At 66.5% G+C, this 14,930-nt stretch carries 14 protein-coding genes and 1 pseudogene; 11 read left to right on the forward strand and 4 right to left on the reverse strand.

The features are described from left to right. Positions 1-237: pseudogene (glyA, locus tag DIE22_RS37265) on the forward strand (serine hydroxymethyltransferase); the annotation flags it as partial. Positions 238-372: 135 nt separating this feature from the next. Here glyA and DIE22_RS37270 read toward each other — a convergent pair. The 3 genes from DIE22_RS37270 to DIE22_RS37280 all read right to left on the reverse strand — a co-directional run bounded on the left by DIE22_RS37270 (position 373) and on the right by DIE22_RS37280 (position 3,280). Next, positions 373-1,905 (reverse strand): amino acid permease, encoded by a 1,533-nt coding sequence (locus tag DIE22_RS37270; RefSeq protein WP_124501885.1) that lies wholly within the window; start codon positions 1,903-1,905, stop codon positions 373-375. A gap of 447 nt (positions 1,906-2,352) precedes the next feature. Next, positions 2,353-2,652, reverse strand: a complete 300-nt coding sequence (locus tag DIE22_RS37275) for a superoxide dismutase (RefSeq protein WP_124501886.1) — start codon at positions 2,650-2,652, stop codon at positions 2,353-2,355. 73 nt (positions 2,653-2,725) lie between these two features. After that, positions 2,726-3,280, reverse strand: coding sequence for a flavodoxin family protein (locus DIE22_RS37280; RefSeq protein ID WP_124607497.1), 555 nt, complete (start codon positions 3,278-3,280; stop codon positions 2,726-2,728). A gap of 156 nt (positions 3,281-3,436) precedes the next feature. Between DIE22_RS37280 and DIE22_RS37285 the strand changes: the two genes are divergently transcribed. Further along, complete coding sequence (locus DIE22_RS37285) at positions 3,437-4,393, forward strand: LysR family transcriptional regulator (RefSeq protein WP_124501888.1); 957 nt, start codon at positions 3,437-3,439, stop codon at positions 4,391-4,393. A gap of 108 nt (positions 4,394-4,501) precedes the next feature. Here DIE22_RS37285 and DIE22_RS37290 read toward each other — a convergent pair whose 3' ends face one another. Continuing rightward, positions 4,502-5,986 (reverse strand): aminotransferase class V-fold PLP-dependent enzyme, encoded by a 1,485-nt coding sequence (locus DIE22_RS37290; RefSeq protein ID WP_124607498.1) that lies wholly within the window; start codon positions 5,984-5,986, stop codon positions 4,502-4,504. A 503-nt stretch (positions 5,987-6,489) separates the two neighbouring features. Between DIE22_RS37290 and DIE22_RS37295 the strand changes: the two genes are divergently transcribed. The 9 genes from DIE22_RS37295 to DIE22_RS37335 all read left to right on the forward strand — a co-directional run bounded on the left by DIE22_RS37295 (position 6,490) and on the right by DIE22_RS37335 (position 14,609). Continuing rightward, a complete protein-coding gene (locus DIE22_RS37295; protein ID WP_124501890.1) occupies positions 6,490-7,740 on the forward strand; it encodes an MFS transporter in 1,251 nt (416 codons plus the stop codon). A gap of 138 nt (positions 7,741-7,878) precedes the next feature. Beyond that, positions 7,879-8,808 (forward strand): LysR family transcriptional regulator, encoded by a 930-nt coding sequence (locus DIE22_RS37300; protein ID WP_124607499.1) that lies wholly within the window; start codon positions 7,879-7,881, stop codon positions 8,806-8,808. A 114-nt stretch (positions 8,809-8,922) separates the two neighbouring features. Next, positions 8,923-9,417, forward strand: coding sequence for a hydroxyquinol 1,2-dioxygenase (locus DIE22_RS37305; RefSeq protein ID WP_124607500.1), 495 nt, complete (start codon positions 8,923-8,925; stop codon positions 9,415-9,417). A gap of 41 nt (positions 9,418-9,458) precedes the next feature. Continuing rightward, positions 9,459-10,478, forward strand: a complete 1,020-nt coding sequence (locus DIE22_RS37310; RefSeq protein ID WP_124607501.1) for a hydroxyquinol 1,2-dioxygenase — start codon at positions 9,459-9,461, stop codon at positions 10,476-10,478. 32 nt (positions 10,479-10,510) lie between these two features. After that, positions 10,511-11,977 (forward strand): aldehyde dehydrogenase family protein, encoded by a 1,467-nt coding sequence (locus DIE22_RS37315; RefSeq protein WP_124501894.1) that lies wholly within the window; start codon positions 10,511-10,513, stop codon positions 11,975-11,977. 7 nt (positions 11,978-11,984) lie between these two features. Continuing rightward, complete coding sequence (locus DIE22_RS37320; protein ID WP_124607502.1) at positions 11,985-13,052, forward strand: maleylacetate reductase; 1,068 nt, start codon at positions 11,985-11,987, stop codon at positions 13,050-13,052. A gap of 28 nt (positions 13,053-13,080) precedes the next feature. Beyond that, entirely contained in the window at positions 13,081-13,953 is an 873-nt protein-coding gene (locus DIE22_RS37325) for an intradiol ring-cleavage dioxygenase (RefSeq protein WP_124607503.1), read from the forward strand. Positions 13,954-13,958: 5 nt separating this feature from the next. Beyond that, on the forward strand, positions 13,959-14,270 hold the full coding sequence (locus DIE22_RS37330) for a YciI family protein (protein ID WP_124501897.1): 312 nt from the start codon (positions 13,959-13,961) through the stop codon (positions 14,268-14,270). A 3-nt stretch (positions 14,271-14,273) separates the two neighbouring features. After that, complete coding sequence (locus tag DIE22_RS37335) at positions 14,274-14,609, forward strand: Rieske 2Fe-2S domain-containing protein (protein WP_057926406.1); 336 nt, start codon at positions 14,274-14,276, stop codon at positions 14,607-14,609. Positions 14,610-14,930 lie beyond the last annotated feature (321 nt).

Below are 14,930 nucleotides of genomic sequence, written 5' to 3' on the forward strand. Positions count from 1 at the left end.
GCGCACATCACGGTGAACAAGAACGCGATCCCGAACGATCCGGAAAAGCCGTTCGTGACGAGCGGCATCCGCCTGGGCTCGCCGGCGATGACGACGCGTGGCTTCGGTCCGGCGGAAGCGGAGAAGGTCGGCAACCTGATCGCCGACGTGCTGGAAGCGCCGGAAGATGCGGCGACGATCGAGCGCGTGCGCGGGCTCGTCGCGGAGTTGACGCAGCGTTTCCCGGTCTACGGCTAAGGCGCTGAAATCGGGTTCGACTGGGTTCGACTGCCGACGCGGTTGAACTTCTTGCAGTCCGAAGCGATGTAAAAAAATCCGGCTCGCAGTTTATGCGAGCCGGATTTTTTGCGCTGGCTGCGAGCCGGTGTCGCTTCACACCGACGGATCGACGTTCGCCTCGAGTTCGCGAATACGCTCGTCGTTGCGCGTGTCCTTGAGCACCGGCGGCCCCGCGAACGAATTGCGCACGCCGAAGCCGTACCAGATCACCATCAGCACGCCCACGAACACAACCAGCACGTAGAGCACCTTCTCGTTCGGCGGCTGGATGCCGACGTACGCAAGCACGCAGGCGCCCACCAGCGCGAGCAACGCACACGGTTTCGACCAGATGCCCAACTGGAACGGGCCCTTTTCGGTCCACGTGCGCCCTTCGGCCAACATCCCCGAGCCGATCGGCATCGCATACGAGATGAACAGGAACACCGCGCTGCCCGCGCTCAGGACCGAGAACGCGTCGCCGTACAACGTGACGACGATCGCGAGCACCGCGCACGTCCAGATCGCGGGGCCGGGCGTGCGATGGTTGTGATTCACGCTGCGCAGCAGCTTCGATGCCGGCAGCCCGCCGTCGCGTGCAAACGCATACATCATGCGCGACGTCGACATGATCGCGGCGAGCCCGCACACGTAGTTGATGAAGAACATCGCGAGTTCGAGGCAGACGCGCAGGGTCTTCGGGATCGGCGCGAGGATGGCCTCGAAGAAGCCGGTGCCCTGTTTCATCGCGGCGGTCAGGTCCGGCATCACCAGCACGAACGTGCACACCATCACGTAGCCGAACACCGCGGACCAGAACACCGAGCCGATGATGCCGCGCGGCACGTTCTTCGCCGCGTCGTGCGTCTCCTCCGACGTGTGCGCGGACGCGTCGAAGCCCGTGATCGTGTAGGTCACCAGCAGCAGGCCGGACAGGAACGCGAACGGCGTGGCCTGTTTCGGCCATGCGCCGCCGTCGACGCCCGTGAAGTTGGTGAAGGTGACGAGCCGGTGCAGGTCGAACGCGACCGGCGAGTAGACCAGCAGCGACACGACCAGCGCGATCGTCACGACGAAGATCAGGTAGCCGGACAGGTCGGTGATCTTGCTCGCGATCTTGATGCCGCGTGCGTTCAGGATCGCCTGCGAGACGGTGATGAGCGCGATGAACGCGGTCTGGTGCCACCAGGTCAGGCTGTCCGGACTGACGCCGAACATCGGGGCGATCAGCGTCTTGAAGAACGGATCGTAGGTGCCGAAATTGATCGCGGCGATCACGAAGATCAGGCCGATCAGGTTGAGCCACGCCGTCATCCACCCCCATTTCTTCCCGCCGAGGATGGCGCCCCAGTGATAGAGGCCGCCGGCGGTCGGAAACGCGGACGCGATCTGCGACATCGACACCGCGACGATCAGCGCGAACAGTGAGCCGAGCGGCCAGCCGAGGCCGATCGATGCGCCGCCGGCCGCGGAAAACGCGAGCTGAAACGCGGTGATGCCGCCCGACAGAATGCAGATTACGGAAAACGATACGGCGAAGTTCGAGAAGCCGTTCATGCGTCTCGAGAGCTCCTGCGCGTATCCCATCTTGTGGAGGAGGCTTACGTCACTGTCGGTGCCTGAATCAGGCCGGATTTTCGCATCCATGTTTGCTCCGTCACGAATGTCCTGCATGGCAGGACCGTCATCGCTGCCCGGGCCCGGCGCTGGCGCCCGCTCCTGGAATTCGTCGGCGGCACGCGATGTCATGCAGGGATGACAGTCGCTTTCCGGTCCGATGCGGGAACGGTATGAAGCCAAATATCGCGACGCTATCGGATTTCGGCAATGCGGATGAAATGCCGGATGCATGCACCGTTCGGGGGCATCGCCTGCCGGTTTGCATTTTTGTAAGAAATCCGGACGAATCAGGGATGACCCGTACTGGCTGAAATGCGATGGGCGGTGCAACAGCGCGCTCCGCGCCCGGCATGGCATCGATCCGCGTGGCGAGGCGGGATGCCGGACAGACCGATGCCAGGAGGCAGACGGATGGATGTGGGACAGCGCGGCATCGAGTTCAACCCGAACGATGCGCGCCGCCCAGGTGGCTCTTCACGCGTCGCCCGACGCAAACAGCGCTTCCCACCCCAGAAACGCCCCGAGCGGAATGATGTCCCAATCGATGAGCCCGGCCTTCGCCAGCGGAAATTCGCGCAGCGCCTCGCGCGCACTCTCCACCGACGCGCATTCGGCAATGATCGCGACGCCCGGGCGGTCCTGCCGGAGATAGATGTCGCGGACGACCCCGCGCTTCACCAGTTCCCACCCGTAGCGCACTTCGTCCAGCAGATGCGGTTGATACGCGGCCGGACTGGCGCCGGGCAGCGGTACATCGAGGCACAGCAGTTTCACGTCGATCTCCTGTTGCGGCGCGGAGCAGGCCGGCGCTCCGCGTGCCGATGCGTGCTTGCGTCGATTGCGCGCGTTACGCGGACGCCTTGAACCGCGCGGCCAGCTCGGCGACGCGCTGCCCGAGATGCGCGGCGGTTTCGAGGTCGCTGGCGATCGGCGACAGTTCCGGCGATACGTCGTCGGACTGCGCCATCGCGCCGAGCCAGCCGCCGATCCGGTTGCGTTCGTTTGCCGCGGTGCCGGCGAACAGGTCGAGCCCGACCCAGATCATCCCGTGCTGCGCCGCGAACAGCGCCATCGTCATCAACGAATTGAGCTTGTCGCCGTGCTGTGCGCCGGAGTTCGTGAAGCCGGCCGCGATCTTGTCGCGCCACGTCTGCGGAATCCACGCGGGGCGCGTCGAGTCCTCCATGAATTTCTTGAGCCGCGAGCTGACCGAGCCGTTGTACGTGGGCGATCCGAAGATGATCGCGTCACTGGCGGCGAGCGTGTCCCACGGTATCTCGCCGTCGGCGACCGCGACGAGCCGGACTTCGGCCCCCGGTACCCGGCGAACGCCTTGCGCGACGGCTTGCGCCTGCTTTTCAGTGTGTCCGTAGCCACTGTCGAAAACGATGGTTGCCAGCATGCGAGGTCCTTTGCAATCCGTTGAACGATGACGCATTGTCGGCAGCGCAGGCCGCAACCGGAAGTTGTGTCCGGGTTGAGTCGCCTTCAACTCGAGGTTGATAATCGACGCAGCGGGAAGACGTACTGTTCGACGTGGACACCGATGGAGGATGCCTTGGATCTGTCACAACGCACGCGCGCCATTCTGTCGTTCGTTCATGCGGCCGATGGCGGCAGTTTCGCGGCGGCGGGCCGCATGCTGGGCATCACGTCGGCGGCCGTCAGCAAGAACGTCGCCGGCCTGGAGAAAGCGCTGGGCGTCCGGCTGATGAATCGCACGACGCGCACGCTGAAGCTCACTGAAGAAGGCAGCGCGTTTCTTCGGCAGGCGCGTATCGCGCTGGACGCGCTCGATGCGGCCGTCGACGGCATCGTCGCGCAGCGCCTCGGCCCGCAAGGCCGCGTGCGCATCTCGACCAGCTCGGCGTTCGGGCGCGAGCAGTTGCAGCCGGTGCTGCCCGGATTGTTGTCCCGGTATCCCGGCTTGCTCGTGGAGGCGGATTTCGACGACCGCATCGTCGACGTCGTGCGCGACGGCTACGACATCGTCATACGCGGCGGCAACATTCACGACTCGGCGCTGGTGTCGCGCCCGATCTTCCGCATGAATACCGTGCTGGTCGCGTCACCGCGGTATCTGGCCGAACATGGCGTGCCGCGCACGCCCGACGCGCTCGGTGCGCATCGGCTGATCGCGCGACGGTTTCTCGGCGGAGCAGTCGCGACGTGGAACTTCAAGGCGCGCGGCGACGGCATCGTCACGCTGGATCCCGGCGAGTCGGCCCCGCTGACCTTCTCGGCGCCGGAGGCGGTGCTTCAGGCGGCATGCGACGGCCTGGGCATCGCGCAAGTCGGCGTGCATCTCGCGTGGACGCATTTGCGTGCCGGCGCGTTGAAGGTGGTGCTGCGCCGCCATCACCTGCCGGGCAACTACGAGATGGCGATGCAGTATCCGCATCGCGCATTGAAGGCGTCGCGCGTGCAGGCGACCGTCGATTACCTGCTCGAGGCGTTTGCCGCGGAGGAGAGTCTGCACGTGCCGCTGAAGGCGCTGGACGCGTACGGCGCGTGATGGCTGACGCGCACTGCGTTCGAGGGGGGCGCCACCCGCGCGACCGCGCGTCGACGTGTCGGCTTCGTGTGCGAACGCGGGTGGTGCTTCATGGCGTGCGTGTCGTGCTCAGGCCGTCGCGGTTCGCCGCGCCGTCAGCCGATTCCACAGCATCCCGGAGCGGCTCCCGCTTCGGCAATAGGCGAGCACGGGCTTTGGCAGCGCATCGACCAGCGCGCCGAACGCGTCGACTTCCGCATCGCCGATCCGATCGCGTTCGACCGGCAGATAGCGCGCGTCGAGGCCGAGTTCGCGCGCGGCGGCAGCGATCTCGTCGAATGCCGGTTGATCGGCGCCTTCGCCGTCCGGCCGGTTGCAGATCACCGCGCGAAAGCCGGCATGGCGGATCGCCTTCAGGTCAGCCGGCGTGATCTGCCGCGACGCGGTGAAGCCGGTCGCTGCCGCGGCCCGGCATTGCTCGAGCGCGCGTGCGAAACACGCGACCGCGAAATCGACGTCCTGCTCGGTCGTGAAACGGCCGAAGCTGATGCGTACCGTGCGGGCCGCGGCTTGCGCATCGAGGCCGATCGCGGTCAGCACGTGGGACGGCGCGCCGCTGGTCGAGTGGCACGCGGAGGTCGACGACACGGCGAGCGAATCGCCGAGCATGAACGGGAAGAAGCCCGGCGCGTTCACCGTGAGGCTCAACGTGTGCGGGATGCGGCGTGCCGCTGCCGCGTTGTGCGTGATGTCGCCGAGCGCGAGCAGCGCATCCTTCAGGCGTGCGCTGAGTGCCGCGATCCGCACGGCTTCGCGCTCGAGTTTTTCGGCGGCCAGCTCGCAGGCGGTGCCCATCCCGACGATCTGATGCGTCGCGAGCGTGCCCGAGCGCAGGCCGCGTTCGTGTCCGCCGCCGTGAATCTGCGGTGCGATGCGATCGGCGATGTCGCGGCGCACGAACAGCGCGCCGATGCCCTTCGGACCATAGACCTTGTGCGCGGACGTCGACAGCAGGTCGATGCCGAGCGCGCGCACGTCGATCGGCGTCTTGCCGAGCGCCTGCGCGGCGTCGACGTGCAGCAGCGCGCCGGCCGCGTGCACGATGCGCGAGATCGCGCCGATGTCGGTCAGCGTGCCGAGCTCGTTGTTGACGAGCATCAGCGACACGAGGCCTGTATCGGGGCCGATGGCCGCCGCCACGGCGTCGACGGTGATTTCGCCGTCGGTCGTGGGCGACAGGCAGGTCGTGGTCATCCCGCGCGTCGACAGGTGCGCCATCGTGTCGAGGATGGCCTTGTGTTCGAGGCGGCTCGTGATCAGGTGGCGCTTGCCGGTCGCGGTCTCCGCGTAGCCCTTCAGCGCGAGGTTGTTCGATTCGGTGGCGCCCGACGTCCAGACGATCTCGTCGGCTTCCGCGCCGATCAGCGCGGCGACCTGCGCGCGTGCGTGCTCGACTTTTTCCTTCGCCAGCCGGCCGGCGGCGTGCGAACTCGACGCGGGATTGCCGAAGATGCCGTCGGCACCGAGGCAGGCCGTCATCGCTTCGATCACGCGGGGATCCGCAGGGGTGGTGGCTGCGTAGTCGAGGTAGTGCAGCGGGGGGGTATCGCTCATGTCCTTCTCTGGCTCTTTCTCTTCGGAATGGGAGAAATGATACGAGGGGGAGCGGGGAAAAAGGATCCAAAATGCGCTGATAGTTCGCCGGTGCGTGGAAAAATATTCCCCTGATGGCGGTTTGAATGAAATCGGATCCTTTCGTCATCGAAGGGCGACCGAAACCGGTCCGCCGATGTCTATGAGGGATTCCCCCCGTGACGCGCGCATTCGCCCGATTCGGCCCCTGCCGCCGCGCGTTCCGCGCTGTCCGCTGACGCCTCCCGCACCGCGCCGTCGATTATTTGCATTTCGCGAATGGCGCGTTCGCCGGTTGTTCCATACCCGATCTGCATCCGCGCACCTATCGTTCGGGCGTCGGCTGATTGAATTCGACGCCTGCAACCGGAAAGGCGGCCGCCACTTCCTCGCGACTCGCGTCGCATCGCACATACAAGACAACGGACCTGGCCCCTGCACGGTTGCTCCGGCGCGTGCAGGCGGACCCATCCACGGAGACGGACATGAAAGCAAACGAGTGGGATACCTCCTATGAATGGAAGGCGGTGACGCTGCTGGCGCTCGGTTTCGGGCTGGTCGGCCTCGACCGCTGGCTCATCGCGCCGCTGTTCCCTTCGATCATGAAGGACCTCAACCTGACCGCGCAGGACGTCGGCAACTGCATCGGCGTGCTCGGCCTGTCGTGGGGCATTTTCGCGGCGCTGATGGGCGGCATTTCCGACAAGGTCGGCCGCCGCAAGGTCCTGATCCCCGCCATCGTCGCGTTCTCGCTGCTGTCCGGCTTCTCGGGGCTCGCCGGCGGGCTGCTCGGCCTGATCGCGATCCGCGGGCTGATGGGCGTTGCCGAAGGCTCGTTCTGCCCGACCAGCTTCGCGGCGACCGCCGACGCGTCGCACCCGCGGCGGCGCGGCCTGAACCTCGGGCTGCAGCAAAGCGGCTTCGCGCTGTTCGGGCTGGCGCTGTCGCCGATCATCGCGACCCAGTTGCTCAACGTCGTGTCATGGCGCTGGGTGTTCGCGCTCGTGGCCCTTCCCGGGCTGATCCTCGGCGCGATCATGTTCTTCGTGATCCGCGAGCCGAAGCGCACGAAGGCGGTCGCGTCGGAACACGCGCCGGCCTCGCTCGGGCATGTGCTCAAGAGCCGCAACATCCTCGTCGCGATGGCGGCGCTCTGTTGCGCGATGACCGGCGTGTTCGTGCTCGGCGCGCTGCTGCCGCTGTACCTGACGGACTACCTGTCGCTCGGCACGCAGAAGATGGGTCTCGTGGTGTCGGCGATCGGCTTCGGCGGCTTTTTCGGGCAGTTCGGGCTGCCGGGCCTGTCCGACCTGGTGGGCCGCCGCATCGCGAGCATCGTGGGCTTCGCCGGCACGGCGGTGATGCTCTACATTTTCCGCGGCCTCGGCCCGCAGCCGGTCGCGCTGTTCGTCGTCCTGTTCGTCGCGTCGTTCTTCACGCTCGGGCTGGTGTCGCTGCTGTCGGGCCCGGTGGCGACCGAAGCCGCGCCGGTCGGCCTCGTGTCGACGTCGATCGGCGTGGTGGTCGGTGTCGGCGAGATCTTCGGCGGCGGCATCGCGCCGGCGATGGGCGGCTACGTCGCCGCGCACTTCGGGATCCAGAACATTCTGTGGCTGCCGATGGGTGCGGTGCTGCTCGGCATCGTGGTCAGCATGCTGCTGCGGGAAACCGCGCCGGCCGTGCTGCAGCGTCGCGTGGGCGTGCAGCCGGAGCTGACGGCGGGCGAGCAGCCGTAACGTGCCGCTCGGTCGTACCCGCGCCCGGCGCCCGGCGGGATTGACACCTGTCGGGTGACAGTGTGACGCCTGGTGCATGATTCAACCGGCCGGCAGGTGCGGTTAGACTGGCAGTTTCGCTTTCGGGAAAGGCGCGGTATGGACCGGTTTCTGAGCATCGAGGCATTCGTCAGGGTCGCGGAGGCGAGCAGTTTCGCGGAAGCGGCGCGACAGCTTGGGGTCACCAGTTCGGTCGTGACGAACCGGATCCAGCAGCTGGAGAAGTTCGTCAACGCGCCGCTGTTCCATCGCAGCACGCGCCACGTGCGGCTGTCCGAGGTGGGCGAGACTTTCTACCGCGAATGCGCGGAGGTGGTGGGGCGCGTCAACGAGCTGACCGACCAGATGCGCGAACTGCGCGCGACGCCGACCGGGCGGCTGCGCATCCAGATGCTGCCCGGTTTCGCGCTCGATCACTTCGGTGTGCCGCTCGCCGAATTCCATCGGCGCTACCCGGGCATCCAGCTCGACATCATCGTCAATGACCGTGTCGTGGACCCTGTCGAAGAAGGGTTCGACATCGCGTTCCAGATCTTCCCGCCGATTTCCGAGTCGCTGATCGAGCGGCGGCTGTTCGTGGTCCGGCGCCTCTTCTGCGCGTCGCCCGCCTACCTCGAAGCACATGGTGCGCCACACCATCCGCGCGAATTGCTGCAGCACACCACGGCGCTGTATTCGGGTTATCCATCGCGCAACCGCTGGACGATGACGCGCGGCGACGAAGTCGTCGAAATGGAGTTGCCCGGCATGATCCGCTCGAACTCCGTGCACCTGTTGCGCGAATATGCGCTGACGGGCGGCGGCGTCGTGTGCCTGCCCACGCTGGTCGCGAGCGACGCGCTCGTCGCGGGCCGGCTGGTGCCCATTCTCACCGACTTCCAGATCGCGCCGCTGAGCTTCGCCGCCGTCTATCCCGCAACGCAGCGGCAGGCGTTGAAGGTGAAGGCGCTGGTCGAATTCCTCGCCGAATACATCGGCGACGAGTCGCCATGGGACCGTCCGCTGCTGGAGCGCGGCTGGGTCCGCTGAGCCGGGCGATTATTCGCGAAACGCAAATGCCGTAGTCGCGGTCCGTTGCCTTGTTGAGGGGCGCCCTTGCCCCTAGAGTTGAATCCAACAAGCGGTTCAACTCAGGAGACAGCAATGACCGACACGGCATTCCACACCGTCTTTGGCTCGCTCGACGGCTACAGCAAGGGCGAGATCGAAATCACCAGCGGCAGCGCACGGCACTACGCCTTCTCGAACGTGTTCGAGGTGGCATCGAAGTCGGCCCCCTATGAAAAGGTCGTCGCCGGCAAGAACCTCGAATACGTGATCGAAGTGCTGCGAACCGACGGCCTGTCGCCGTGGTTTGCGTGCGCGCACGACGAGTTCGCGATCCAGATGGATGGCGAAGTCCGCATCGAATTCATCAAGCTCGACAACCCGCCGACCACCGGCCGCGGCACCGTGAGCGCCGGCATGCAGCCGGCGGGCCGCGAGATGGGCTACGTCGTCCTGCGCAAGGGGCACCAGGTGCTGCTGCCGGCCGGCTGCGCGTATCGCTTCGCTGCCGGCAAGCCGGGCGTCGCGCTCGTGCAGACCGTGCTCGGCGAGCTGTCCGTCGAGAAGTGGGCCGATATCTGCCTGCACTGATCGAACCGATCGCCCCAATCGACTATTCCAGGAGACACGTTATGGCCACCCTCGAGACCCTCGACCTTTCCTCCGGCTTTGCCGCCGATCTGGTGCACGCCACGCAAGCCGATGCCGCCACCGGTTACCGCGGCTTCCAGCTCGGCGCGTTCGCGTTCCAGCGCGACGAGTACTTCGTGAAGATCAGCTGGCCGGCGAAAGGCCAGACCCGCACGCATGCGATACCCGCGGACGCGTTCCTGCGCGCGATGATGCGCGACGTCGCGTGGGGCTTCTTCTACGGCTGGGTGAATTTCGATCACGTGTTCGGCACGCGCAATCACTACGGCAAGGTGGACGTCTATGCGGGCACGTTCAACGGGATCCTGAAGGACGCTGGCGTCGACTACACCGAGACGTTCGACACGCCGACGATCATGGCGACCTTCAAGGCCATGCTGCACGACTGGACCAACGAAGGCTTCGATCCGTTCGCGGCGCCCGAGGAAACCGGCACGGCATTCGGTCGCAAGCATGGCGAGAACGGCGCGGCGATCGAACGCACGCGCATCGCGACGCGCCGCATGCCGGGCCTCGAAGGCGACTCGCCGCTGCGCGACGAACTGCCGGTCAACCGCGCGTTCCTCGACGTCGGCCAGGACGAGCCCGAAGTGCATGTCGAGCCCGGCTTCGAAGGCGAGCTGCACGCGTTCAACCTGTTCAAGTACCTGTCGCGTTCGGACGTGACGTGGAATCCGTCGGTCACCTCCGTGTGCGGGCGCAGCCTGTTCTGCCCGACCACCGAGGAATTCATCCTGCCGGTGTTCCACGGCAACGACCGCGTCGAATGGTTCCTGCAACTGTCCGACGAAATCGTGTGGGACATCGGCGACAAGAACACCGGTGCGCCGCGCGCGCGCATCACGATGCGGGCCGGCGACATTTGCGCGATGCCCGCCGACATCCGGCACCAGGGCTACTCGACGAAGCGCTCGATGCTGCTGGTCTGGGAAAACGCGACGCCGGACCTTCCGCAACGATACGAGCACGGCGAGCTTGCGCCCTATCCGATCGAGTTCTAAGCAGCGCATGCGCGCAATATCGAGGACGATTCATGCAAACCCAACTCTTCATCGACGGGCGCTTCGTTGACGCCGTCGACCGCGGCACGATCGACGTGCTCAATCCGCACGACGGCTCGCTGATCACGAAGATCGCCGCCGCCACCGCGGCGGACGTGGACCTGGCCGTCGATGCCGCCACCCGTGCGTTCCCGGCGTGGTCGGCGATGCCGGCGGCCGAACGCGGCCGGCTGCTGCTGCGTCTCGCCGACGCGATCGAAGCCAACGCGGAGGAACTCGCGCAGCTCGAATCGCTGGACACCGGCCACCCGATCCGCGATTCGCGCGCGCTCGACGTGCCGCGCACGGCCGGCTGCTTCCGCTACTTCGGCGGGATGGCCGACAAGCTGCAGGGCTCGGTGATTCCGGTCGAAACCGGCTTCCTGAACTACGTGCAGCGCGCGCCGATCGGCGTCGTCGGCCAGATCGTGCCGTGGAATTTCCCGCTGATGTTCACGAGCTGGAAGATGGGCCCGGCGCTGGCCGCGGGCAACACGGTCGTGCTCAAGCCGTCGGAAATCACGCCGCTGTCGACGCTGCGTATCGTCGAACTGATGGCCGAGGTCGGGTTCCCGGCCGGTGTCGTCAATATCGTCCCCGGCTACGGGCATACGGCCGGCCAGCGGCTCGCCGAACATCCCGGTGTCGGGAAGATCGCGTTCACCGGCTCGACGGCGACGGGCCGCCGGATCGTCGAGGCCTCGCAGGGCAACCTGAAGCGTGTGCAGCTGGAACTGGGCGGCAAGGGCGCGAACATCGTGTTCGACGACGCGAACCTCGATGCGGCCATCAACGGCGCCGCATGGGCGATCTTCCACAACCAGGGGCAGGCGTGCATCGCGGGTTCGCGTCTCGTGCTGCATGAACGTATCGCGGATGAATTCCTCGAGCGTTTCGTGTCGCTGGCCTCGTCGATCCGCGTCGGCAACCCGCTGGATCCGGACACCGAGATGGGCCCGCTCACGTCGAGGCAGCACCTCGACCGCGTGCTGTCGTTCGTCGACGTCGCGCGCGAGCAGGGCGGCCGTGTGCTCGCCGGCGGCAGCGCGCCGCAGGATGCGGCGCTTGCCAACGGCTACTACGTGCGCCCGACGGTGATCGAGGCGAAGAGCGCCGCCGACCGCGTCGCGCAGGAGGAAGTGTTCGGCCCGTTCGTCACCGTGCTGCGCTTCGGCAGCGACGAGGAGGCGCTGTCGATCGCCAACGCGACCGAATACGGGCTCGGCAGCGGACTCTGGACCAACGATCTGTCCCGTGCGCACCGGATGGCGTCGCGGATCGACGCGGGCATGTGCTGGATCAACTGTTACAAGCGCGTCAATCCGGGCAGCCCGTTCGGCGGCATCGGGAAGTCGGGCTACGGCCGCGAGATGGGCTTCGAGGCGATGCACGACTACACGGAAGCGCGCTCGGTGTGGGTCAACGTCGACGGCAAGGTGCCGCCGCACTTCAAGCGCTGAGGCCGAGATGGAGCGCTTCGTCTATCAGGGAACGCCGTCGCGCGTCGTGTTCGAATGGGGTGCGCTCGAACGGCTGCCGGACGAGTTGTCCGCGCTCGGCGCGCACCGCGCGCTGATTCTGTCGACGCCCGAGCAGCAGCCGCTCGCGGAGCGCGTCAGGGACGTGCTCGGCGAGCGGGCGGCCGGCGTATGCGCGCAGGCCGTGATGCACGTGCCGGTCGAGGTGGTACGTGCCGCGCGCGAGATGGCCGCCGAACTGGGCGCGGACTGTTGCATCGCGATCGGCGGCGGCTCGACGATCGGGCTCGGCAAGGCGATCGCGCTCGAGTCGTCGCTGCCGATCCTCGCCGTGCCGACGACTTACGCGGGCTCGGAGATGACGCCGATCTTCGGGCTCACGGAAGGCCGGCTGAAGCGCACCGGGCGCGATGCGCGCGTGCTGCCGCGTACGGTGCTCTACGACCCCTCCCTGACCGTGTCGCTGCCGCCGGGGATTTCGGCGGCGTCCGGCGTCAACGCGATGGCGCATGCGGTCGAAGCGCTCTATGCGGAAGATGCGAACCCGGTGATCAGCCTGATGGCCGAGGAGTCGATCCGTGCGCTCGGCGAGGCGCTGCCCGCGATCGTGCGCGCGCCCGACGACCGCGAGATGCGCAGCCGCGCGTTGTACGGCGCATGGCTTGCCGGCACATGTCTCGGTGCGGTCGGCATGGCGTTGCACCACAAGCTCTGTCATACGCTCGGCGGCACCTTCAATCTGCCGCATGCGCAGACGCACGCCGCGATGTTGCCGCATACCGCGCACTACAACCATGCGGCGGCACCCGACGCGCTGCGTCGTGTCGCGCGGGCGCTGGGCGGCACCGACGCGGCCGACGCCGGCCCGTTATTGTTCCGGTTGAATCGGCGGCTCGGCCTGTCGGCGGCGCTTGCCGACGTCGGCATGCCGGAAGCGGGCCTCGACGAAGCCGCCGACCTCGCCTGCCGGAATCCCTACGCGAATCCGCGGCCGATCGAACGCGCGCCGATTCGCGAGTTGCTTCAGCATGCGTGGGAAGGGCGCGAGCCGCAGTGAGCGGCCGGCCGCCTCCAAGGAGACGAACGTGACGAATGATCATCATGACGGCGACACCCGGCTGACCGAGCAGGTCGTCGCCAGCTTCGACGGTACGCCGAACCCGCGCTTGCGCGTGCTGATGCAGAGCCTCGTGCGGCATCTGCATGCGTTTGTCCGCGAAACGGAGCTGACCGAGGCCGAGTGGATGGCCGCAATCCGCTTCCTGACCGAAACCGGGCAGATGTGCGATGACGTCGTGCGCCAGGAATTCATCCTGCTGTCGGACACGCTGGGCGTATCGATGCTGGTCGATGCGATCAACCATCGCTTCGCCACAGGCGCGACGGAAACGACCGTATTCGGGCCGTTCTACATCGAGGGCATGCCCGACCGTGCGTATGGCGAGAACATGGCGTTCACGCCCGGCACGCCGGCCATCGTGCATGGCCGCGTGCTCGCCACCGACGGCGCGCCGGTGCCGGGCGCCGTGCTGGACGTGTGGCAGACCGCGGACAACGGCATGTATTCCGGTCAGGACAAGGCACAGCCGCACGGCAATCTGCGCGGCCGCTACCGGACCGATGCCGAAGGCCGGTATGCGATCACGACGATTCTGCCGGTCAGCTATCCGATTCCGACCGACGGCCCGGTCGGGACGATGCTCGATGCCACCGGACGCCATCCGTGGCGGCCCGCGCACCTGCATTTCATGATCGACGCGCCGGGCTGCCGCAAGCTCGTCACGCATCTGTTCGACGAGGAGGACGCGTATCTGAAGTCGGATGCCGTCTTCGGCGTGAAGCCGTCGTTGATGGTTGCCTATCGTCCGCGTGCCGCGGGTGACGAGCTGGCGCGCCGGTTCGGGTTGAGCGGCGCGTACCGCGAAGCGGCGTATGACTTCGTGCTCGACCGGAGCTGACCGACATGGCGCGATTCTTTGCGGTGTTTGCGACGGACCAGCCCGGGATGCGCGAGGTGCGCGACCGCGTGCGGTCCACGCATCGGAGCTACCTGCGTTCCGCCGCGCAGCACGGCGTGTATGTGCGGCTCGGCGGGCCGACGCTCGATCCGCAGGGCGATGCGATGAACGGCACGCTGCTCGTCGTCGAGGCGGACGACATCGATGCGGTGATGCAGTTCGTCGGCAACGATCCGTACGTGAAGGAAGGGCTGTTCTCGCGGGTCGAGGTGCGTCCGTGGGACTGGAGCCTCGGCAATCCCGAGCGGAGAGTGTGAGTCATGGGGGCCACGCAACTCTGTCGCTTCTCCGATGTGCCCGACGGCGGGGCACGGGTCGTCGACGAAGCGTGCATCGGGCGGCCCGTCGTCGTCGTGCGGCGCGGGGAGCAGGTGTGGGCGTACGTGAACCGTTGTCCGCATTTCTCGGTTCCGCTCGATTTCGTGCCGGGCAACGTTTCCTGCTATCGGTCCCAGGTGCTGATGTGTGCGCATCACAGTGCGCTGTTCCGGTTCGACGATGGCGTGTGCATCGACGGACCCTGTTCGGGTGCCGGGCTGGAAGCCGTGGCCGTCGAGGTGGATTCGGCGGCGTGGGTGATTTGTCGGGGCGCTTGAACCGGAAGACGGAATTGCCCGAAGGCATTCGGTAATCGGGTAGTCGGGCAATCGCTTCAGGTTGGATGAAATCGGGAATGAGCAGGATTTCATCCATGCCATTCAATCAGTAAAGCTAAATAAATAGTCGTTTTTCCGACCCGGAAGAAGGCGAAGCCGGGCCGGGGAAGTCGTTGTTTCACGTAGCAACGGTCGAGTACCCGCGAGACAGTGGGCGACCGGTTCGCATTGACAGAAAAAATACGGAGAATTGAAATGAACGCGTCCCACCCGTGAACGTGAGAGCAGAAGCAGGAGGTGGATCCTCGCGGGCCAACGGCA

It is taken from the genome of Burkholderia sp. Bp9142, assembly GCF_003853415.1.
Classification (GTDB): domain Bacteria; phylum Pseudomonadota; class Gammaproteobacteria; order Burkholderiales; family Burkholderiaceae; genus Burkholderia.